The organism is Nocardiopsis trehalosi NBRC 14201 (assembly GCF_001552555.1).
Taxonomy (GTDB): Bacteria; Actinomycetota; Actinomycetes; order Streptosporangiales; family Streptosporangiaceae; genus Nocardiopsis_B; species Nocardiopsis_B trehalosi.
On record NZ_BCRK01000008.1, the window covers coordinates 1 to 19,135 of the forward strand.

Genomic DNA, 19,135 nt, shown 5'->3' on the forward strand with positions numbered 1-19,135 from the left:
GCGGGCCCCGGGTCCGCCCGCCGCCGCCCCCGCCCGGCCCCGCGCGGTCCTCCGCCGCCCCCGCGCGGCGCGGCGCCGCTCCCCCGCCGGATTGTCGGTGCGGCGCCCTAGGCTGCTGCCACGACGGCGTTCCGGCCCCGAGGACCGCCATTCCCGCAGGAGGACCCGAGATGAGCGACGACGGCCCCGACCCGCTCGGCACCCGCCCCGCCACCCCCGAGGAGTGGCGCGCCTACCTGTACGCGTACGGCGATACCTACATCCGCACGGCCAACGAGTACCAGGTGATCACGGCCGAGCAGGAGGAGACCCGCTGGATGGGCGGGGAGCCCGCCACCGAGGCGGCCCTGGCGGCCGCCGAGGACCGGCTCGGCACGCGCCTGCCGCCGAGCCTGCGCGCCTTCCTGCGGGCGAGCGACGGCTGGTCCGGGGTCGGCGGCTGGATCGAGGAGATCCACCCGTGCGCGCGCCTGGAGTGGATGCGCGACGAGGGCAACGGCGCCTTCCTCATCGAGCTGTACCGGGGCGAGGACGACGACGACGACGAAGGCGCGGAGGAGTACGTCGCGCTGTTCATGCGCGCGCTCGTGGTGGCCGCCGGGGAGGACTACTGGCTCCTCGACCCCGCGCGGGTCGGCCCGGACGGCGAGTGGCGGGCGTACCTGTTCAAGCCGAAGTACGGCGATTCGCAGGAGTTCGCCGACTTCACCGCCCTCGTCCACGACAGCCACCGGACCATGGTGCACCTGGGCGGCGGCGCGTGACACCGCCGCCGCGGCTCCGACCGGAGTCCGCCGGGACCGACCACCAGGCCGCCGGGACCGCCTGGGTCGCTCAGGGCCGTGCCGCCGCCGTGCGCGGCGGACGCGTTCCGCCGCGCGGCGCGGAGGGGGCGGGGTGGATCAGACCTCGGGGAGCCGCAGCTCCATCCCGGGTTCGAGCTCGGGGCCCGACAACTCGTTGATGCGCACGATGTCGTGCACGGTCCGCCGGGGGTCGACCCCGGGGCGGGCCCGCTCGGCGATGCCCCACAGGGTGTCGCCGTCGCGGACGACCACCGTGGCGGGGTCGCCGGGGAGGAAGACGTTGCCGGTGGGGGCGCCGGAGGCGGACGCCCCGGCGGCCACGGCGGTGAGGAACAGCAGGGAGAGCACCCCGGTGGCGGTGGCCGACGCCGCCGAGACGAGCACCACGCGGCCGCGCCGGGTGAGCCGCGCCCACGCGCGGCCGGGGAGGGCGGTCCAGGTCTCGCGGGCGGCCGCCGCGTAGACCTCGGACAGCTCGGGTAGCTCGGGCAGGTCGGCCGGGACCCGCGCGGTCCTGCGCGCGGGCGGGTACGGCCGGTCGGCCCGGACCTGGGACGCGGCGCGCCACTCGGGGATCTCGACCGCCCAGTCGAACAGGACGGGCCCCCCGGGCCGCGGCATGGAAAGTTCTGACATGACCCCCACCTTCGAACGCCCGTTCGTTAGAACTAGCGTTCGACTATTACCGCATCTCGGCGATTTTTTCATCACCGGCTCGAACGTTTGTTTGATATTGCCCTGTGCAGGCACTAACGTTGGACATGTTTCACTGCGGTATCGGCGTAGCCACCACCGGGGTGGCTGATTCCGCCAATACCGCGTCGGACGGTCGTACGGTTCGGCCCGCGGGCGCGGGGCGCTCCCGACTGCTGCGACACCCCAACGCCCTGAACACCGACCGCCGAGGAGGCCGGCCGTGCCGGAGGAGAACCACGGAACGCAGGAACCTCACGCGGGCGGAGCATCCGTCACCGCGCTGCGGTCCACCGCGACGCCGCCGGAGGCCGGGGGTCCCGCGCCCGGTACGGACGGTGCCGCACCGAAGCTCACGGCGCGCCAGCAGAGCGTTCTGAACTGCATCCACCGGTACGTTCGGCAGCGCGGGTACCCACCGTCCATCCGGGAGATCGGCGACGCGGTGGGGCTGTCGAGCCCCTCCAGTGTCGCGCACCAATTGAAGGTGTTGCAACGCAAGGGGTACCTTCACCGCGACCAGAATCGCCCACGAGCGGTCGAAATTCGCATACCGGGCCAGCCTCCGGTGCGGTCCTGGGACCACCTCGACGACACCCCGCGCGCCGACGACTCCCGGGCCACGGACGTCCCGGTCGTCGGCCGAATCGCGGCCGGCGGGCCCATCCTCGCCGAGGAGGCCATCGAGGACGTCCTCACGCTGCCCAAGCAGCTCGTCGGCGAGGGCCGGCTGTTCATGCTGAACGTCGTCGGCGATTCGATGATCGACGCCGCCATCACCGATGGTGACCTGGTCGTCGTCCGCCAGCAGCCCGAGGCCAACAACGGCGACATCGTCGCGGCCCTGCTCGACGACGAGGCCACCGTGAAGACGTTCAAGCGCGACGGCGACCACGTCTGGCTGCTGCCGCGCAACGACGCCTACGAGCCCATCAAGGGCGACCAGGCCACCATCCTGGGCAAGGTCGTGGCCGTTCTCCGCCGTGTCTGATCCCTAACCGCTCGGTACGTCACGACTCGGTATCTGTTTGGCACGCCCCCGTGATCTTCGCCGAAGATCACGGGGGCGTGCCCGTTTCGGAATGCAAGGGTTATCGGCGCACCGCGCCCGGGCGCCGGGCCGCCGCGCCGCTCCGGCGGCCGGGGGCGGCCACCGCCCGGCCCCGCCAGGGACCATGGTCCCCTACCGCCCGGTACCCGATGTGGGCAGCACCACCCCGCGCCCGTCCGCCGCCACCCCGCTCCGGCCCCCCGCCGGCCCCCGTACCGTAGGGGCATGCCCTTCGCGTCCCCCTCCCTCCGCCGCGCCGCCCTGTCCGCCGCCCTCCTCCTGGCCGCCACCGGGTGCGGGGCGCGCGAGGACTCCGCCCCCGAGGCCGAGCCGCCCGGCGCGGCGCCCGAGGAGCAGGAGGTCGGCTTCGACAGCGGGCCCGACACCCTCCACGGCACCCTCGCGGTGCCCCGGGGCGCCGACGGCCCGGTCCCGGCGGCCCTGATCATCTCCGGCAGCGGCCCCACCGACCGCGACGGCGACAACCCGATGCGGCCCGACGCCGGCACCAACGAGAACTTCGCCCGCGTCCTCGCCGACAACGGGGTGGCCTCCCTGCGCTACGACAAGCTGGGCAGCGGCGAGACCGGCATGGGTGGACGCGACGAGGACACCCCCGTCGGCTACGACGTGTTCGAGCAGGGGATGGCCGACGCGTACGCGTTCCTGGCCGACCGCCCGGAGGTCGACCCCGAGCGCCTGCTGGTGCTGGGCCACAGCGAGGGCGCCCTGTTCGCGCTGCGCGCGCCCGCCGTCGCCGGGGACCATCCGCCGGCCGCCCTGGTGCTGGCCGCTCCCCCGGGGGGCCGCTACCTCGACACGCTCGACCGGCAGCTGACCGACCAGGTGCGCCTCCAGGAGAGCGCGGGCGCGCTCGACCCGGCCGGCGCCGAGGACCTGCTGTCGGACGCCCGCTACGCCATCTCCGAGGTGCGCGCGGGCAGCGACCTCGATCCCGACCCCGCCCCCGAGCTGGGCGGCGTGTTCTCGCCCTCGGTGGCGCCGTTCCTGCGCGAGATCGACGCCCTGGACCCGGTGGAGCTGGGGCGGGGGCTGCCGGAGGGCGTGGCCACCCTGGTGCTGTGGGGCGAGGCCGACACCCAGGTCGCCCGCGAGGACGTCGACCGGCTCATGACCGGCCTGCCCGACGCCGAACGGGTCGACGTGCCGGACGCCGACCACGTGTTCCGGGTGCAGGACGACGCCCCCGGGGCGGCGGTGCTGGACGCCGACCGCCCGTTCGCGCCCGGTACCGCCGAGGCCCTCGCCGACTTCCTCCCCGCCGCTCTCGACCGCTGAGGGCCCGGGGCCGCCGGGCGGCTCCGCACACCGCCCGGTGGGTGGTGCGACGCGGCCGTGCCCCCCTGAGGGCCGCGCCCGGCGGGTCGGGGCCGATGCTCCCGCCCGGCGGGGGCCGCCTCGGCCCCGGCCTCGGCCCGCCGCGCGGAACGGCCGTCAGCCCAGCCCGTCGGGGACGATGCGGAGCTTGTCCGCGATGCGGGCCAGGGCCTTCAGGTCGGTCGCGGTGAGCGCGTCGAGGACGGTGCCGCGCACCGAGCGCAGGTGGGTGGGCGCCGCCAGGTGCACGACGTCGAAGCCGGCGTCGGTGAGTTCGGCGAGCGTGTAGCGGCCGTCGTCCGGGTCGGGCATCCGGACGACCCAGCCCCGCTGCTCACACCGCTTGACGACGTTGGACAGCCGGGACAGCGACCCGCTGGCGAGGAAGGCGAGCTCGCCCATGCGCAGCCTGCGCCGCGGGGCCTCGGAGAGGTGGCTGAGCACCAGGTACTCGAACAGCGTGAGGCCGTGCTCCTGCCGCAGCGGCGACTCCAGCCTGCCGGGCAGCAGCAGGATGAGGGAGATCAGCCCCGTCCACGCCGCCTTCTCCCGCTCGTCGAGCCAGCGCGGCTCCGCGTCGTCCGCGTGTCCGCCCGTACCGCCCATGGGCCCTCCCGTTCCTCGTGCGTTCTCCCGCCCCGCCTTTCGACGGAGACGGCCATCACTTTGCGCTTGAAGTCATCGCTCACTATTCTCACTTTACGCGTGAAGTCATATGCGGAGATATGCCCCCCTATGGACAGAGAGAAGAAGCGCCATGAGCACCGTCACCTTCGGCGTCGCCCCGGGCTTCGGCGAGAAACTGAACGCGGCCCTCGGCTACAGCGGGGCCGTCCGCGTCGGCGACCGGGTCGAGACCTCCGGCCAGGCCGGGGTGGACGACGACCTGGTCGTCCCCGACGCGCTGGAGGACGAGATCGTCCAGGCCTTCGACAACGTCGAGCGCACCCTGGCCACGGTCGGCGCCACCTGGAAGGACGTCATCCATGTCAACTCCTACCACAAGGTCGCGCCGGGGGACGGCGTCATCGGCGACGACCACAACACGGTCATGGCCGAGCAGTTCCGCCGCCGCCTCGGCGGCCGCGAGCCGATCTGGACCGAGACCGGCGTCACGGCCCTCGGCCTCGCCGCCATGCGGGTGGAGATCCGCGTGACCGCCGTCGTCGGCTCGGAGGACTGAGCCGGCGCCCCCGGTGGCCGGGCCGCGGCCACCGCGGTCCACCCGACCACTCCCCCACCGCACCGGGCCGCCCCGGAAACCGCTGCGCCCCGCCGGTCCGGCGGGGCGGCTCCCTGGTCTAGTAGTCGCCCTCCTCGATGCGGGCGACGGTCGCGCGGGCGATCTCCTCGGCGGCGGCGAGCGACTCGTCCTCGGGGATGGCCCCGCTGACGTGGTAGTCGATCGACGCGGTGTAGCAGGTCAGGGTGTACAGGTTGGACAGCCGCACGCCCACGCAGCCCCAGGCGAAGCCCTGGCTGCTCTCGTTCCACGCGTACGCCTCGTCGCCCAGGTCGTTGATGGGCTCGGGGGCGCGCTCGCGGGAGGCGGCGGCCAGCGCGTCGGACGCCTGCTGCTCGCCGTCGGTCCCGCCGTGGTCGCCGTTGCGGATGAGCACCAGCCGGGCGGCGGCGGGGACCTCGGTGGAGTCCTCGGCCGTCCCCCAGCGGCACTCGTGGCCGTCGCGCCAGGTGGGGTCGAGCCCTTCGACGGGCTGCTCGATCTCGGTGCGGCGCTCGGGGACCCGGGCGTCGAGCGCCTCGGTCTCGCCGACCTCGCAGCCGGGGGCGGCCTCGTAGGCCCCGGCGCCCACGGTGAGCGAGACGATCGCCCACACGCCGCCGACCACCATGAGCAGGGCGGCGGCCGCGAGAACGGAGATGGCGGCGACCGCGCACCCCCGGCTCTGCCGGGGCGCGGAGCGCACCGGCTCGGGTTCGGGGGCGGCGGCGTGGCCGTAGGGTCCGGGCTGCCCGGGCGGCGGTCCGGGCGGACCCGGCGGCGGGCCGAAGGGCGGGCGGGGCCCGCCGGCCGGCGGCGGGGCCGCGGGCGCGCCGGCGCCCGGCGGTACCGGCCCCGGCTGCCACGCCCCGGCGGGCGCGGGCGCGCCCTGCGGGACGGCCGGGCCGGGGTGCGGTCCCCCGTTCGCCGGTGCGGGCGGTCCGCCCTGGCCGGCCGGGTCCGACGCTCCGGGTGCGTCCGGCCGCGGGTCGTCGCCGGGCGGCGGGAACCAGGGGGCGGGGGCGCCGTCGGCACCGCCGTGGTCCGGCGCGCCGGGGCGGCCGGGGCCGGCCGCGGCCCCCTCGGCGGGGGGCGGTCCGGACGGTGACCCGCCGGGCGGTCCGGGCGGCCCGTCCTCGGGCCGGCCGGAAGGCGGCTGGGTCATGGTGGCCTCCTCATCGCGCGCTTCGCCATCGGCGGACGCCTTACGGTACTAGGGTCGGCCCGCCCGCCGGGGGCACCGGCGCGGGCGCGCCCTCACAGCTCCTCGGCCACCCGCTCGGCGACGGCCACCGCCCCGTCGCGGGCGGCGCCATAGGGCAGCGCCGTTCCGTCGGTGCCGTCGTCGCCGCCGTAGTAGACCCGCACGACCAGGTTGTCGCGGCGGAACGCGACCTCGGCGGCGGTGCCGGTGGAGGTGCTGGGCCAGGCCAGCGCGTCCTCGCCCAGCGGCGCCACCGGGGCGGCGCCTTCGAGTTCGGCGACGGGCCCCAGCCGCTCCAGCTCGGCGGCCGCCGACCGCGCCCCGCTGACCTCGCCGGAGCGGTCGGTGTAGTGGGCGGTGAGGTCGACGTGCAGCGAGCGCGGCGGTTCGCCGTCGACGCCGACGGAGGTCCACACGCAGGTGGCGCCGTCGCCCCCGTGCAGGGGGCCGTGCTCGGCGGCGTCGAGCCGCGCGCCGGGCACCGCGGCCTCGACCGCGTCGGCGGGGACGTCGCCGCACCCGGGCGCGGCGGTGTAGGCGTCGTCGGCGCCGGCCCGCACGGCCGGGGCGTCCGCCCCCAGGACGAGGCCGGCGGTGACCGCCGCGGCGGAGATCAGCACGACCCCGCCGGCGGCGAGCAGCCACCGCCGTCCCGGGGTGGCGACGGCGGCACCCCACGTGCTCCGCACCCGAGTGGCCACGGCGCTCAGCCCACCACGATGTTGACGAGCTTGGGCGCGCGGACGACGACCTTGCGGATGGTCCGCCCCTCGGTGAACCCGCGCACCTTCTCGGAGGCGAGCGCGCGTTCGCGCAGCTCGTCCTCTGTGATGTCCGGGGAGACCTCCAGCTTGTCGCGGACCTTGCTGGCGACCTGCACCACGCAGGTGACGGACTCCTGGACGAGCAGCGCGGGGTCGGCCGTGCGCCAGTTGCCGAGGGCGACCGACCCGGTGTGGCCGAGCCGCTCCCAGCCCTCCTCGGCGAGGTAGGGGGCGACCAGCGACAGGCTGACCGCGATGGTCTCGGCGGCCTCGCGCACGGCGGGGTCGGCGGCGCCCGGCCCGGAGTCGATGGCCCGGCGGGTGGCCGAGACCAGCTCCATGACGCGGGCGACGGCGACGTTGAACCGGTGCGCCTCGACGGCGGCGGTCACCTTGTCGATGGTCTGGTGGGTGGTCCGGCGCAGCTCGGGGTCGCCCGCGGCGGGGTCGGTGCCGGGCGCCGACGCGGCCCCGGCCTCGGCCATGACGCGGTAGGCGCGGTTGAGGAAGCGCAGCGACGCGGCGGGCGAGACGTCGGCCCAGTCGATGTCGTCCTCGGGCGGACCGGCGAAGATCATGGTCAGCCGGACGGCGTCGACCCCGTAGCGGTCGATCTCGGCGCCGAGGTCGACCCCGTTGCCGAGGGACTTCGACATCGCCTTGCCCTGGTTGATGACCTGGCCCTGGTTGAGCAGCCGGGTGAAGGGCTCGGTGAAGTCGACCATGCCCATGTCGTGCAGCACCTTGGTGAAGAACCGCGCGTACATCAGGTGCAGGGTGGCGTGCTCCTTGCCGCCGATGTACTGGTCGACGGGCCCCCACCTGCGGACCTGCTCGACGTCGAACGGCGCGGTGTCGTCGTGCGGCGAGCAGTACCGCAGGAAGTACCACGAGGAGTCGACGAAGGTGTCCATGGTGTCGGTGTCGCGCGTCGCGGCGCCGCCGCACGCGGGGCAGTCGACGTTGACCCAGTCGGTGGCCGCGGCCAGCGGCGAGACGCCCTTGGGGGCGAGGTCGGCGCCCTTGAGGTCGTCGGGGAGCCGCACGGGGAGCTGGTCGTCGGGCACGGGGACCTCGCCGCAGGCGGGGCAGTGCACGATCGGGATGGGCGTGCCCCAGAACCGCTGGCGCGACAGCAGCCAGTCGCGCAGCCGGTAGTTGACGGTGCCGCTGCCGGTGCCGCGCTCCTGGAGGATCTCGATGATCCGCGGGATGGCCTCGCTCTTGGTGAGGCCGTCGAGCGGGCCGGAGTTGACGAGGACGCCCTCGCCCGTGGTGGCGGTACCGGTGGCGGCCGGGTCGGGCTCGCCGGTGTCGACGACCGCCCGCACGGGCAGGTCGAACTTCCGGGCGAAGTCGAGGTCGCGCTGGTCGTGGGCGGGGACCGCCATGATGGCGCCGTGGCCGTAGTCGGCCAGGACGTAGTCGGCGGCCCACACCGGGATGCGCTCGCCGTTGACGGGGTTGACCGCGTACCGGCCGAGGAACACGCCGGTCTTGGGGCGCTCGGTGGACTGCCGCTCGATGTCGCTGAGCTTGGCGACCTCGGAGCGGTAGGCCTCGAACGCGGCGCGCTGCTCGGGGGCGCACAGCTCCTCGGCGAGCGGGGCGTCGGCGGCGACGACGAAGAACGTGGCCCCGTAGAGGGTGTCGGGGCGGGTGGTGAAGACGGTGACGGGCTCGTCGCGGCCCTCGATCGCGAACCGGACGTCGGCACCGGTGGAGCGGCCGATCCAGTTGCGCTGCATGGTCAGGATCTCGTCCGGCCAGTTGCCGCCTTCGAGCTGGTCCATGTCGGCGAGCAGGCGGTCGGCGTAGTCGGTGATCTTGAAGTACCACTGGTTGAGGGTGCGCCGCACGACCTCGGTGCCGCACCGCTCGCAGCGGCCCTGGACGACCTGCTCGTTGGCGAGCACGGTCTGGTCCTTGGGGCACCAGTTGACCAGGCCGTCCTTGCGGTAGGCCAGCCCCCGCTCGAAGAAGCGGAGGAACAGCCACTGGTTCCACCGGTAGTACTCGGGGTCGCTGGTGTGCAGGCGGCGCGACCAGTCGACGGAGATGCCGTAGCGGCGGAACGACTCGGCCTGGGTCTCGATGTTGGCGTAGGTCCAGGCGGCCGGGTGGCTGTCGTTGCGGATGGCGGCGTTCTCGGCGGGCAGGCCGAAGGAGTCCCACCCGATCGGGTGCAGGACGTTCTCGCCGAGCTGCATCCGGTACCGGGCGATGACGTCGCCGATCGCGTACACCTCGGCGTGGCCCATGTGGAGGTCGCCCGAGGGGTAGGCGAACATGTCGACCACGTAGCGGCGGGGGCGGCCGTCGGCCGGGTCCTCGCTGGCGGCGAAGGGGTTCTCCTCGGCCCACCGCTTCTGCCACTTGTCCTGGAGGGCGCGGGCGTCGTAGGTGTCGTTCGCCGCCTGGTCGCCGTCTACCGCTGTCATCGCTGGGTCGTCCTCTACCGGGTTCGCACTGGGGCACGGGGCGGCCGGGTGGCCCGGGCGCCGCCCGGCCCCGCGGTGGCGGGCGGCGCGCTCGGGCGGTTCGGCCGGCCGAGAGTCTGGCTCCAAGGTTAGCGCGGCCGCCGCCGGTCCCTCGACGTTCCCGGAGGGGGTCAGCCGCGCCGCGGCGAGCCGTCGGCGTTCTCGTCGGCGGGGCGCCTGCTCTCGTCCCGGGAGACGGGCATTTCGCTCTCGGCCGCCTTCTCGTACTGCTCCGCGGCCTGGCGGTGCTGTTCGGCGGCCTTGCGGTGGTGCTCCGGCCCGCCGGCGACGCCGCCCTTGACGTCGGGCGGGAAGTCGTCGGGCGGGGTGGGGGTGCGGACCTCCACCTCGTTGCCCTCCGCCAGCGGCTCGCCGCGGACCTCCTCCTCGACGGCGCGGCGCACCTCGCGGTCGAGGTTGGTGGTGATGGGGGTCTTCTCGTGGCGCTCGCCCTGGATGAGCAGGGCGGCCTGCTCGTCGACGGTCGTCTCGAAGATGTTGCGCCGGGTGGGCTCCTTGACGGTCTCCGGCGCCAGGGGGCCGGGCCGGTCGGTCTCGATGTGGTGGCGCTGGGGGTCGGCGTTGCCGCCGCGGAAGTAGGTGCGCGGCTGCTTGGTCAACTGGACCAGGCGCCAGATGACGAACACCCCGCAGGCGATGATGAGGACGGCTCCGGCCAGTATCCACGAGGGCATGGTCGCTCTCCTTGTCTCGCGCTCCCCTATGTGCTGCCCCCGATAGGCGCGGACACTCCGCCGGCCCCGGCGGACCGGGGCCCGCGCGCCGCGCGGACCCGCCCGGACGTGCCGATACCTCCCGCCCGGACGCCCCGGGGAGGCGCCCGTTCCGGACCCCGGCGCCGGCCGTCGCGGCGGCGCCGCGCGGCCGGCCCCCGCTCCGGCGGGGCGCGGCACCCGGGCGGGCCGCCGGGGGCGGGCGGCGCGGCGGCGGGGAGCGGGGGTCGGCGGCGGTGGCAGGATGTCGGGGGTGCGGGCGGCCGGGGGCCGCGCGCCGCCGACACATCCGCTGCGGAGAGGGGTTCCGGTCACGATGGCGACGTTCGAGGGTGCGGGGCGGTACCGGCGCCGGGCGGCGGGCCTGGCGCTCGCCCTGCTGCTGGCGGCCGGGTGCGGCGGCGGGGACACCGGCGCGGAGGACGGCGGCGGCGCCCCGTCCCCCGCCCCGGCGGCGGAGGGGCCGCTGCGGCTGACCGAGGACGTGCCGCAGGACGTCGCGACCGGGTCGGGCGACCCGGTGCCGGTGGTGCTCACCGGGTTCGAGGACGGCGACGACCCGGCGGCGGTGCTCGACGTCGGCGCCGGGGGCGAGGCGCGCGAGCACACCCTGCGCCTGGGCGACACCGTCGATGTGGGCGGCACCGCGTGGCGGGTGTCGGAGATCGGCATCGGCGCGGACGGCGGCCAGCCCGGCGGCGTCACCCTCACGCGCGGTTGACGAATAGCTCCCCCGAGCGCACCCCCGGTTGTTACCGTGCGGTAGAACAGTGACCCGGACCACTCTCACCACGCGGGAGGCGCGATGCTCAACCTGTCAGTACTGCTGGAGGACGGGGCCAGGACCACTCCGGACCGGGACTGCATCGTCTTCGGTGACCTGCGGCTCTCCTACGCGCTCACCGACATGATCGCCAACCAGGTCGCCAACCTGCTGGTGGCGCGCGGCGTGCGGCCGGGCGACAAGGTCGCGCTCGCCAGCCCGAACGTGCCCTACTTCCCGTTCGTGTACTTCGGGGCGCTGAAGGCCGGCGCCGTGGTGGTGCCGCTGAACGTGCTGCTCACCCCCCGGGAGATCGCCTACCACCTGGAGGACTCCGGCGCCAAGGCGCTGTTCGCGTTCACCGGTACCCCCGAGCTGCCGCTGGGCGAGCGGGCGTTCGCCGCGTTCGGCCAGGTCGACGGGTGCGAGACGTACATCGACCTGCCCGCCGTACCGGGCGCCACCGAGTCGGCCATCGAGGGCGCCGAGACGTTCTGGGCGGCGCTCGACGGGCCGCCGGGCACGTTCGAGACCGTGCGCACCGAGGCCGGCGACACCGCCGTGCTGATCTACACCAGCGGCACCACGGGCAGCCCCAAGGGCGCGGAGCTGACCCACGCCAACCTGCTGTTCAACGCGGTGGCCTCCGACGCGCTGTTCGACCACGGCGCCGAGCGCGACGTGTTCCTGACCGTCCTCCCGCTGTTCCACATCTTCGGCCAGACCACGATGATGAACTGCGGCCTGTACCGGCACGGCACCCTCGTGCTCCAGGCCCGCTTCGACGGCGACGAGGCGCTGGCCCTCATGGAGAAGGAGGGCGTCACCATCTTCGCGGGCGTCCCCACCATGTACTGGGGGCTGCTCGGCGCCAAGGGCGAGCACGACATGGAGCGCATCACCGCCAACCTGTCGACCGCGGTCTCCGGCGGCGCCGCGCTGCCCGCCGAGCTGCTCCGCAAGGTCAAGGAGCGGTTCGGGGTCGACATCCTGGAGGGGTACGGGCTCTCCGAGACCTCGCCGGTGGTGTCGTTCAACAACCCCAAGGTGAAGTCGAAGCCGGGGTCGATCGGCCGGCCGATCTGGGGCGTCGAGATGAAGCTCGTCGACGAGATGTTCGAGGACGTCGAGGGCGAGGGCCCCGGCGAGATCGCGGTGCGCGGCCACTGCGTGATGAAGGGCTACCACGGCCGGCCCGACGTCAACGCGCAGGTGATGCGCGACGGCTGGTTCCGCACCGGCGACATCGCCCGCCGCGACGAGGAGGGGTTCTACTTCATCGTGGACCGCTCCAAGGACATGATCATCCGCGGCGGCTACAACGTGTACCCGCGGGAGCTGGAGGAGGTGCTGATGACGCACCCCGGCGTGAGCCTGGCCGCGGTCGTCGGCGTCCCCCACGACACCCACGGCGAGGAGATCAAGGCGTACGTCATCCGCGAGGAGGGCGCCGGGCTCACCGAGGACGAGCTGGTGGCGTGGGCCAAGGAGCGCCTCGCCGGCTACAAGTACCCCCGCCTTGTCGAGTTCCGCGACACCCTGCCGATGACCGCCACCGGCAAGATCCTCAAGCGCGAACTCCGCTGACCCCCGGGCGGGCGGCCCACCACCGCCCGCCGCCCCGCCCCGCGCCGGGGCGGTCACGACAGGGGCCGCCAGGGCGCGTCGCAGGCCGTGCAGCGGAACTCGATGCGCTTGCCGCAGGTCCGGCAGTGCGGCCCGGGGCTGTACTCGTCGAGGTGGTCGGCGTGCCGGTCGGCGAAGTGGCGCAGGTCCATGCAGACGTTGCAGCGGATGGGCACCCCGGTGGGGCTCCGCTGCCACGGCGCCTCGGGCTCGATGGGGTGCTCCCCCGGTCCGGCGTCCACGGGCCCCCTCCCGAGCGGCGGTCCACCGCCGCCTCCGGGGCCACCCTCGCCGACCCCGGAGGCCGCGGTCAAGCCCGCTGCCGCCCCGCGATCAGCCGCTCGACGCGCTCGGCGGCCTGCTCCAGCCGCGCCACCGGGACGTCGCCGCTGTCGACGGCGGCGAGCACCCGGTCGCGCGACGCGGTGAACAGCGCCTCGTCGTCCTCGCCCGCCGTGGTGGGGTTGCCCAGGCAGAGCAGGTCGGCGCCCGCCGCGAACGCGGCGAGCGCGCCGCGCGCGGTCCCCTCCAGGACGGTGTCGGCCCCGGTGTGCCGGGCCAGGCCGCGCATGTCCAGGGCGTCGGTGATGGCGACCCCGTCGAAGCCGAGCTCCTCGCGCAGCAGCGCGTAGGCGCGCGGCGAGACGCTGGCCGGGGCGCCGTCGAGGGCCGGGATGCGGATGTGCCCGGCCATGACCATGTCGACCCCCGCCTCGACGGCGGCGGCGAACGGCACCAGCTCCCGCTCGCGCAGGGTCGCCATGCCGATGTCGATGACCGGCAGCGCCACGTGGGAGTCGGTGCGGGTGTCGCCGTGGCCCGGGAAGTGCTTGGCCGCGGTGGCCAGCCCGGCGGCGCGCAGCCCGGCGATGAACGCGGTGCCGTGCGCGGCGACCCGGTGCGGGTCGGCGCCGAAGGAGCGCGGACCGATGACCGGGTTGGCCGGGTCGACGTTGACGTCCATCACCGGGGCGATGGCGGCGTCCACGCCGACCGACCGCAGCTCGCGGCCCATGGCCTCGGCCACGTCGCGGGTGCGGTCGAGGTCGTCGGCGGCGCCCAGCTCCCCGTGGCCGGGGTAGGGCGAGCCGGCGGCCGCGTGCAGCCGGGTGACGGTGCCGCCCTCCTCGTCGGAGGCGATGAGCAGGTCGGGGCGCAGGCCGTGCAGCCGCTCCGACAGCCCGGCGGGGTCGGCGGTGAGGTTCGGCGCGAAGTACAGCACCGACCGCAGCCCCTCGTCGATCGCGCGGGCCAGCCAGTCGGGGACGCCGGTCCCCGTGAACCCCGGCATGACCACCGCGTTGGCCATGCGCCGCACCTCAGGGTCGCGCCCTGCCCCGGTCATCCCTTCACCGCCCCTTGGACGAGCCCGGACACCAGTCCGCGCTGCACGAACAGGAAGAACACCATCACCGGAAGGGTGATGATCGTGGAGGCCGCCATGACCGACGGCCAGTCGGTCGTGTACTGGCCGAAGAACTGCCGCAGGCCGACGGCCACCGTGTACTTGTCGCCCTGGTTCATGAACGTCATGGCGAGGATGAACTCGTTCCACGCGGTGATGAACGAGAAGATCGCGGTGGCCACCAGGCCGGGCGCCACCAGGGGCAGCAGCACCGACCAGAACATGCGCGGCCACGACGCGCCGTCGATGTAGGCGGCCTCCTCGACCTCCTTGGGCACCGCGGCGACGAAGCCCCGCAGCATCCACACGGCGAACGGCAGCGCCAGCGCGATGTAGACGATGCTCAGCCCGATCAGCGTGTTGAGCATCTGCAGGTCGCGCACCTGCAGGAACAGCGGGATGACCAGCGCCTCCAGCGGGACCATCTGCACCACCAGCACCATGATCAGCACCGTGGTGCGCAGCCGGAACCGGAACCGGGCGACCGCGACGGCGGCGAGCAGCGCGACCAGGCTGCTGCCCGCGACGGTGATCAGCGCGACGATCAGCGAGTTGCGCAGGTAGGTGAGGAACCCGGCCTCGACCAGCACGTAGCGGAAGTGCTCCAGCGTGAACGAGGTGGGCAGCAGCGCGCCGGTGCCGGTGGCGCCGCCCTCGGAGAAGGCGCTCATCAACATGAAGTAGGCGGGGAACAGGGTGAACGCCAGCACCCCGGCGACGGCGGCGCCCTTGCCAAGGGCCGACCTGCTCATGACAGCTCCTCATCACGGAACAGGGACCGCAGGTAGACGACGGTGATGGCGAGCAGCATCAGGGTGAGGACGACGGCGATGGCCGACCCCATGCCGTACTCCTGCCGCCCGAAGGAGCGCACGTAGGACCACACGCCGAGGTTGAGCACGTCGACGTTGGAGCCGGCGCCGCCGGGCATGAGGTAGACCTGCGCGAACACCTTGAAGTCCCAGATGGTCGACAGGATGGTGACCACCGCGAACACCGGGCGCAGGGTGGGCACGGTGACGTGCCAGAACCGCTGCCAGGCGTTGGCGCCGTCGAGCGCCGCGGCCTCGTACAGCTCGCGGGGCACGGTGAGCAGCCCGGCGAGGACGGTGACGGCGACGAACGGGAAGCCGTGGTGGACGACGTTGAGCGTCGCGATCGCGTAGAAGGTCAGGCGCTCGGTGAACCAGTTGAACCCGTCGGGGCCGAGCACGCCGGCGGCGGTCAGCGCCTCGCGGACGATGCCGCGGTCCACGTCGAAGATCCAGATCCAGACGTAGGTGCCGGTGACCGCCGGCATGGCCCAGGCGACCATGATGCAGCTGACGACGACGGTGCGGGCCACCGGCCCGAGCGTGCGCAGCAGCAGCGCGACGAGGGTGCCGAACACGACCGTGCCGCCGACCGTGGCCACCGCGAACACGGCGGTGTTGGGCAGGGCCACCTGCCACAGGTAGGCGTCGGTGAAGATCTCGGCGTAGTTGCCGAGGCCGATGTAGTTCGACTGGCCCGAGACGACGTTGCGCAGCCCGTAGTCCTGCAGCGACAGCAGGAACACGCGGATCAGCGGGTAGAGCAGCAGCACGCCGATGACCAGGAGCGCGGGCGCCAGCAGCACCCACGGCAGGGCGCGGCGGCGGGCGCGCGCCGAGGACCGGCGGCGGCGGGAGGGCGGGCGGCCGGCCACCGTGGTGGCCGGCCGCGTGAGGACGGTACCGCTCACGTTGCTAGGAGCCTTCGTTCAGGATCGACTCGATGTCCTCGGCGGCGGTGGCCGTCGCCTCCTCCACGGAGGCGTCCCCGTTGAGGATGGCCTGCACCATGGTCTGGAGGACCATCTCGCCCTGGACCTTGCCGTAGTTCTGGGTGGCGGGCACGCCCTTGCCGGACTCGGCCATCTGCAGCGCGAACGGCTGGACCAGCGGGTCGTCGGACTCGGTGTAGGGCGTGATCTGGTCCTGCTTGCCGGGGAAGTAGGTGGTCTCCTCCGACCAGCGGGCGGCGTTGTCCTCGTTGGTGAGGAGCTGGATGTACTCCCAGGCCAGGTCCTCGTCCTCGGTGCCGTTGAACATCGCCAGGTGGGAGCCGCCGAGGAAGCTCGGGCTGTAGCCGCCCTCGGGGCCGGGGATGGGGAAGGCGTCGATCTTGCCTTCGAGGTCGGGGGCGGCCTCCAGGATGGCGGTGGGGGTCCAGCTGCCGGAGATGGCCATGGCCACGTCGCCGGAGATGAAGTTGTCCTGGACGTCGGTCTCCTTCCACGTGGTGGCGCCCGTGGAGGAGACCCCGTCCTCCAGCGCCAGGTCCGTGTAGAAGGAGATGCCCTCGCGGGCCTCCGCGCTGTCGATGCCGGAGGTCCAGGTGCCGCCCTCCTCGACGGCGATCTCGCCGCCGGCGCCCCAGACGAACGGCATCAGCGAGTACTCGGCGTCACCGGGCACCGGGAAGGCGGTGATGTCGTCGCGCTCCTCGGCGATGGTGATGGCGGTCTCGCGCAGCTCCTCCCAGGTGGTGGGCTCCTCCAGGTCGAGCTCCTCGAACACGTCGGTGCGGTAGACGACCGACCGCACCCCGGCGTACCAGGGGAGGCCGTAGAGCTGCCCGTCGACGGTGCCGGCCTCGACCAGGCCCTCCGAGTAGGCGGCGGTGTCGCCGGCGCGCTCGGTGAGGTCGATGAGGCCGCCGGCGTCGGCGAACTCGGGGGTCCAGGTGGTCCCGACCTCGGCGACGTCGGGCATGGTGCCGCCGGCCATGGCGGTCACGAACTTCTCGTGGGCGTCGGCCCAGGGCACGAACTCGACGTTGACCTCGGCGCCGGTCTGCTCGGTGAACTGCGCGGCCACCTCGTCGAAGTACGCGGTGGCGTCGGGGTTGGTGCCTTCCATGATCCAGACGTCGAGGGTCGCGCCCTCACCGCCTCCCTCACCGCCGCCGCAGGAGGTGGCGACCAGGCTGAGGGTCGCGACCAGCGCGGCGACGGGCAGGACATGCGTGCGTGCCATCGGCGATCTCCGTCCATTCACGATCCCCCGGGGGGTTGGTAAGAAACTTACGCAAAAACCCGGTTGGTGTGAAGTAAACCGCAGCAACTCCCTCCCGACCTCGCGATTTCACCCGGTCTTCGCGCCCCACGGTCACGGTACCGAGACGCAGCGGAGCCGTCAGAAGGCGCACGGCATCGATTTGATTCCGTTCACGAAGTTGGAGACCAGGCGCTCGGGGCGGCCGGTGGAGCGGATGCCGGGGACCCGGCGGTGGAGTTCGCGGAGCATCACGGTGACCTCGCGCCGGGCCAGGTGGGCGCCGAGGCAGAAGTGCGGCCCGGGGCCGCCGAAGCCGACGTGCGGGTTGGGGTGGCGGGTGATGTCGAAGGTGTCGGGGTCGGTGAAGACCGCGGAGTCGCGGTTGGCGGAGGCGTAGTAGAGCACCACCTTGTCCCCCGCCCGGTAGCGGTGGCCGTTCATCTCGTGGTCGCGGGTGACGGTCCGGCGCATCCACACGACCGGTGACGCGTAGCGGATGACCTCCTCGACCGCCGGCGCGGCGTAGGCCTCGAAGTCGGACCACCACAGCTCCCGCTGCTCCGGGTGGAGGGTGAGCAGCTTGACGGCGTGGCTGATGGCGTTGCGCGTGGTCTCGTTGCCGGCCACCGCGAGCAGGATGAAGAACGACCCCAGCTCCTGGTCGGTCAGTGCCTCCCCGTCGATGTCGGCGGTGACCAGGGCGGAGGTGAGGTCGCCGGTGGGTGCCGCGCGCCGCTCGGCGGCCAGTTCGGCGAGCAGCCCGGCGAGTTCGCCCCCTGCGGTGAGCAGCCGGGTGAGGGCGGTCTCGACGTCGGCGCCCAGGTAGTCGGGGTCGTTGCCGGCGAGCACGATGTTGGAGTTGTCGAACACCATGCGCCGGTGCTCCTCCGGGATGCCCATCAGCTCGCAGATCACGGTGAGCGGCAGGCGCGCCGCCACCGCGGAGACGAAGTCGCACGGCCCCGTGCGCACCAGGTCGTCGACGATGTCCTCGGCGATGCGCTGGACGTCGTCCTGGAGCTTGGCGAGCATGCGCGGGGTGAACCCGCGCGAGACGATCCGGCGCATGCGCGCGTGGCGGGGGTCGTCCAGGTTGATCATCGACCCGAAGAACTCGTTGAACCCCTCGGGCAGGTCGGGGATGGAGATGGCGCTCGGCTGCGAGGCGAACACCTGGGGGGTGCGGCTCGCCTCGACCACGTCGGCGTGCCGCACCAGCGCGTAGTAGCCGGGGCCGGTGGGCACCGGCCCGAGGTCGGGCTCGGTGAAGAAGACGGGCGGGTGGCGGCGGAGCCGGGCGAACGCGGCGTGGCGCTCGCGCAGCGGCCGCGCCCAGAATTCCATGTCCGAGAGGTCGATGTCGGCGAGGTCGGCGATGGGTGTCGAGGCGGGCATGGCGGCGCCCCTTCCGTGGCGGTGTGCGCTACGCCACCCACTCTTTACATATGGAGTTTTCGTGTCAAGACGTGGTCCCCGCCTACTCCGCCAGGCCGGTGGCGATGCGCAGCGTCGAGATCAGCTCGGCCGGCTTGTAGACCGCCCGGCCCACCGCGGCGCAGAACGCCGCCAGCATGTGCGCGCGCACCATGGGGTCGCCGTTGGTGAACCGCTCGGCGACCTCCTCCTCGCCCACCGAGTGCGCCTCCCACGCCGTGACCACGGCGAACTCCAGCTCGGGCGGGAGCAGGTCGGCCACCGCTGCGGCGACGGCCTCGCGGGAGTCGGCGGGCTTCCACACCACGCCGGTCTCCTGCACCCGGCGGGTGAGGAAGGACGCGAACACCTTCAGCTCGGAGGTGACGCCGTCGACCGCGGCGTCGTCGGCGGCGACGTCGGCCGCGGTGCGCTGCACCCCGTCGGCGTCGGAACGGACGTAGGCGTCGATGAGGCCGATCGCGAGCCGCTTCACGCGGTCGGCACCGTGGGTGTCGGACATGCCTCCATCATGCCCGCGCGCGGGCGCGCCCGGTGCCGCGACACCGGGCCCGCCCGCGTTCCCGCCGTTCGGCCGGCCGGGGGCCGGACAAGG

The 19,135-nt window shown here is 73.8% G+C and carries 19 protein-coding genes; 6 read left to right on the forward strand and 13 right to left on the reverse strand.

The genetic code is table 11. The annotated features are described in order from the left end of the window. Positions 1 to 170 precede the first annotated feature (170 nt). Positions 171 to 764 carry an SMI1/KNR4 family protein gene (locus NT8_RS02585; RefSeq protein WP_084468589.1) on the forward strand — a complete coding sequence of 198 codons (594 nt, stop codon included), beginning with the start codon at positions 171 to 173 and terminating at the stop codon, positions 762 to 764. A gap of 138 nt (positions 765 to 902) precedes the next feature. Here the strand turns inward: NT8_RS02585 and NT8_RS28295 are convergent, their stop codons facing one another. Next, positions 903 to 1,442: a LysM peptidoglycan-binding domain-containing protein gene (locus tag NT8_RS28295; protein WP_157515462.1), complete on the reverse strand. Its 540-nt coding sequence runs from the start codon at positions 1,440 to 1,442 to the stop codon at positions 903 to 905. A 280-nt stretch (positions 1,443 to 1,722) separates the two neighbouring features. Here NT8_RS28295 and lexA point away from each other — a divergent pair, with 280 nt between their 5' ends. Together lexA and NT8_RS02600 are read left to right on the forward strand one after the other, a co-directional pair. Next, positions 1,723 to 2,490, forward strand: a complete 768-nt coding sequence (lexA, locus tag NT8_RS02595; protein WP_067963829.1) for a transcriptional repressor LexA — start codon at positions 1,723 to 1,725, stop codon at positions 2,488 to 2,490. A 285-nt stretch (positions 2,491 to 2,775) separates the two neighbouring features. Continuing rightward, positions 2,776 to 3,849, forward strand: a complete 1,074-nt coding sequence (locus NT8_RS02600; protein ID WP_067963830.1) for an alpha/beta hydrolase family protein — start codon at positions 2,776 to 2,778, stop codon at positions 3,847 to 3,849. A 156-nt stretch (positions 3,850 to 4,005) separates the two neighbouring features. Here NT8_RS02600 and NT8_RS02605 read toward each other — a convergent pair whose 3' ends face one another. After that, on the reverse strand, positions 4,006 to 4,494 hold the full coding sequence (locus NT8_RS02605) for a MarR family winged helix-turn-helix transcriptional regulator (protein WP_067963832.1): 489 nt from the start codon (positions 4,492 to 4,494) through the stop codon (positions 4,006 to 4,008). Between the two features lie 151 nt (positions 4,495 to 4,645). Here NT8_RS02605 and NT8_RS02610 point away from each other — a divergent pair, with 151 nt between their 5' ends. Beyond that, positions 4,646 to 5,071, forward strand: coding sequence for a Rid family hydrolase (locus NT8_RS02610; RefSeq protein ID WP_067963834.1), 426 nt, complete (start codon positions 4,646 to 4,648; stop codon positions 5,069 to 5,071). Between the two features lie 118 nt (positions 5,072 to 5,189). Here NT8_RS02610 and NT8_RS28300 read toward each other — a convergent pair whose 3' ends face one another. The 4 genes from NT8_RS28300 to NT8_RS02630 all read right to left on the reverse strand — a co-directional run bounded on the left by NT8_RS28300 (position 5,190) and on the right by NT8_RS02630 (position 10,253). Further along, a complete protein-coding gene (locus NT8_RS28300) occupies positions 5,190 to 5,816 on the reverse strand; it encodes a hypothetical protein (RefSeq protein ID WP_084468591.1) in 627 nt (208 codons plus the stop codon). A gap of 551 nt (positions 5,817 to 6,367) precedes the next feature. Next, positions 6,368 to 7,015 (reverse strand): hypothetical protein, encoded by a 648-nt coding sequence (locus tag NT8_RS02620; protein ID WP_157515463.1) that lies wholly within the window; start codon positions 7,013 to 7,015, stop codon positions 6,368 to 6,370. Positions 7,016 to 7,020: 5 nt separating this feature from the next. Next, positions 7,021 to 9,519, reverse strand: coding sequence for a leucine--tRNA ligase (gene leuS, locus NT8_RS02625; protein WP_067963840.1), 2,499 nt, complete (start codon positions 9,517 to 9,519; stop codon positions 7,021 to 7,023). 170 nt (positions 9,520 to 9,689) lie between these two features. Beyond that, the gene (locus NT8_RS02630; RefSeq protein ID WP_067963843.1) at positions 9,690 to 10,253 is read right to left on the reverse strand and encodes a hypothetical protein; all 564 of its coding nucleotides are present in this window, start codon (positions 10,251 to 10,253) and stop codon (positions 9,690 to 9,692) included. Between the two features lie 355 nt (positions 10,254 to 10,608). Here NT8_RS02630 and NT8_RS02635 point away from each other — a divergent pair, with 355 nt between their 5' ends. Beyond that, positions 10,609 to 11,013, forward strand: a complete 405-nt coding sequence (locus tag NT8_RS02635) for a DUF6406 domain-containing protein (RefSeq protein ID WP_067963845.1) — start codon at positions 10,609 to 10,611, stop codon at positions 11,011 to 11,013. 84 nt (positions 11,014 to 11,097) lie between these two features. Continuing rightward, complete coding sequence (locus tag NT8_RS02640; protein ID WP_067963847.1) at positions 11,098 to 12,642, forward strand: long-chain-fatty-acid--CoA ligase; 1,545 nt, start codon at positions 11,098 to 11,100, stop codon at positions 12,640 to 12,642. Between the two features lie 53 nt (positions 12,643 to 12,695). Here the strand turns inward: NT8_RS02640 and NT8_RS02645 are convergent, their stop codons facing one another. The 7 genes from NT8_RS02645 to NT8_RS02675 form a co-directional block, all read right to left on the reverse strand. Beyond that, positions 12,696 to 12,923: a hypothetical protein gene (locus NT8_RS02645; RefSeq protein ID WP_157515465.1), complete on the reverse strand. Its 228-nt coding sequence runs from the start codon at positions 12,921 to 12,923 to the stop codon at positions 12,696 to 12,698. A gap of 68 nt (positions 12,924 to 12,991) precedes the next feature. After that, a complete protein-coding gene (locus NT8_RS02650) occupies positions 12,992 to 13,990 on the reverse strand; it encodes a glycoside hydrolase family 3 N-terminal domain-containing protein (protein ID WP_245646004.1) in 999 nt (332 codons plus the stop codon). Positions 13,991 to 14,022: 32 nt separating this feature from the next. Further along, positions 14,023 to 14,838 carry a carbohydrate ABC transporter permease gene (locus tag NT8_RS02655; protein WP_067963853.1) on the reverse strand — a complete coding sequence of 272 codons (816 nt, stop codon included), beginning with the start codon at positions 14,836 to 14,838 and terminating at the stop codon, positions 14,023 to 14,025. Further along, complete coding sequence (locus NT8_RS02660) at positions 14,835 to 15,809, reverse strand: carbohydrate ABC transporter permease (protein WP_394326560.1); 975 nt, start codon at positions 15,807 to 15,809, stop codon at positions 14,835 to 14,837. The genes NT8_RS02655 and NT8_RS02660 overlap by 4 nt, the downstream gene beginning before the upstream one ends. Before the next feature lie 4 nt (positions 15,810 to 15,813). After that, on the reverse strand, positions 15,814 to 17,085 hold the full coding sequence (locus tag NT8_RS02665; protein ID WP_067963855.1) for a sugar ABC transporter substrate-binding protein: 1,272 nt from the start codon (positions 17,083 to 17,085) through the stop codon (positions 15,814 to 15,816). 159 nt (positions 17,086 to 17,244) lie between these two features. Further along, positions 17,245 to 18,501, reverse strand: a complete 1,257-nt coding sequence (locus NT8_RS02670) for a cytochrome P450 (protein ID WP_067963857.1) — start codon at positions 18,499 to 18,501, stop codon at positions 17,245 to 17,247. A gap of 82 nt (positions 18,502 to 18,583) precedes the next feature. Beyond that, positions 18,584 to 19,042 (reverse strand): hypothetical protein, encoded by a 459-nt coding sequence (locus NT8_RS02675; RefSeq protein ID WP_067963859.1) that lies wholly within the window; start codon positions 19,040 to 19,042, stop codon positions 18,584 to 18,586. Between the last annotated feature and the right edge of the window lie 93 nt (positions 19,043 to 19,135).

Excerpts from the sequence above, each read along its gene's own strand:
- NT8_RS02585 (WP_084468589.1), top strand. The coding sequence starts at position 171 with ATGAGCGACGACGGCCCCGACCCGCTCGGCACCCGCCCCGCCACCCCC.
- NT8_RS28295 (WP_157515462.1), bottom strand. The coding sequence starts at position 1,442 with ATGTCAGAACTTTCCATGCCGCGGCCCGGGGGGCCCGTCCTGTTCGAC.
- NT8_RS02600 (WP_067963830.1), top strand. The coding sequence starts at position 2,776 with ATGCCCTTCGCGTCCCCCTCCCTCCGCCGCGCCGCCCTGTCCGCCGCC.
- NT8_RS02605 (WP_067963832.1), bottom strand. The coding sequence starts at position 4,494 with ATGGGCGGTACGGGCGGACACGCGGACGACGCGGAGCCGCGCTGGCTC.
- NT8_RS02610 (WP_067963834.1), top strand. The coding sequence starts at position 4,646 with ATGAGCACCGTCACCTTCGGCGTCGCCCCGGGCTTCGGCGAGAAACTG.
- leuS (WP_067963840.1), bottom strand. The coding sequence starts at position 9,519 with ATGACAGCGGTAGACGGCGACCAGGCGGCGAACGACACCTACGACGCC.
- NT8_RS02630 (WP_067963843.1), bottom strand. The coding sequence starts at position 10,253 with ATGCCCTCGTGGATACTGGCCGGAGCCGTCCTCATCATCGCCTGCGGG.
- NT8_RS02635 (WP_067963845.1), top strand. The coding sequence starts at position 10,609 with ATGGCGACGTTCGAGGGTGCGGGGCGGTACCGGCGCCGGGCGGCGGGC.
- NT8_RS02640 (WP_067963847.1), top strand. The coding sequence starts at position 11,098 with ATGCTCAACCTGTCAGTACTGCTGGAGGACGGGGCCAGGACCACTCCG.
- NT8_RS02650 (WP_245646004.1), bottom strand. The coding sequence starts at position 13,990 with ATGGCCAACGCGGTGGTCATGCCGGGGTTCACGGGGACCGGCGTCCCC.
- NT8_RS02655 (WP_067963853.1), bottom strand. The coding sequence starts at position 14,838 with ATGAGCAGGTCGGCCCTTGGCAAGGGCGCCGCCGTCGCCGGGGTGCTG.
- NT8_RS02665 (WP_067963855.1), bottom strand. The coding sequence starts at position 17,085 with ATGGCACGCACGCATGTCCTGCCCGTCGCCGCGCTGGTCGCGACCCTC.
- NT8_RS02670 (WP_067963857.1), bottom strand. The coding sequence starts at position 18,501 with ATGCCCGCCTCGACACCCATCGCCGACCTCGCCGACATCGACCTCTCG.
- NT8_RS02675 (WP_067963859.1), bottom strand. The coding sequence starts at position 19,042 with ATGTCCGACACCCACGGTGCCGACCGCGTGAAGCGGCTCGCGATCGGC.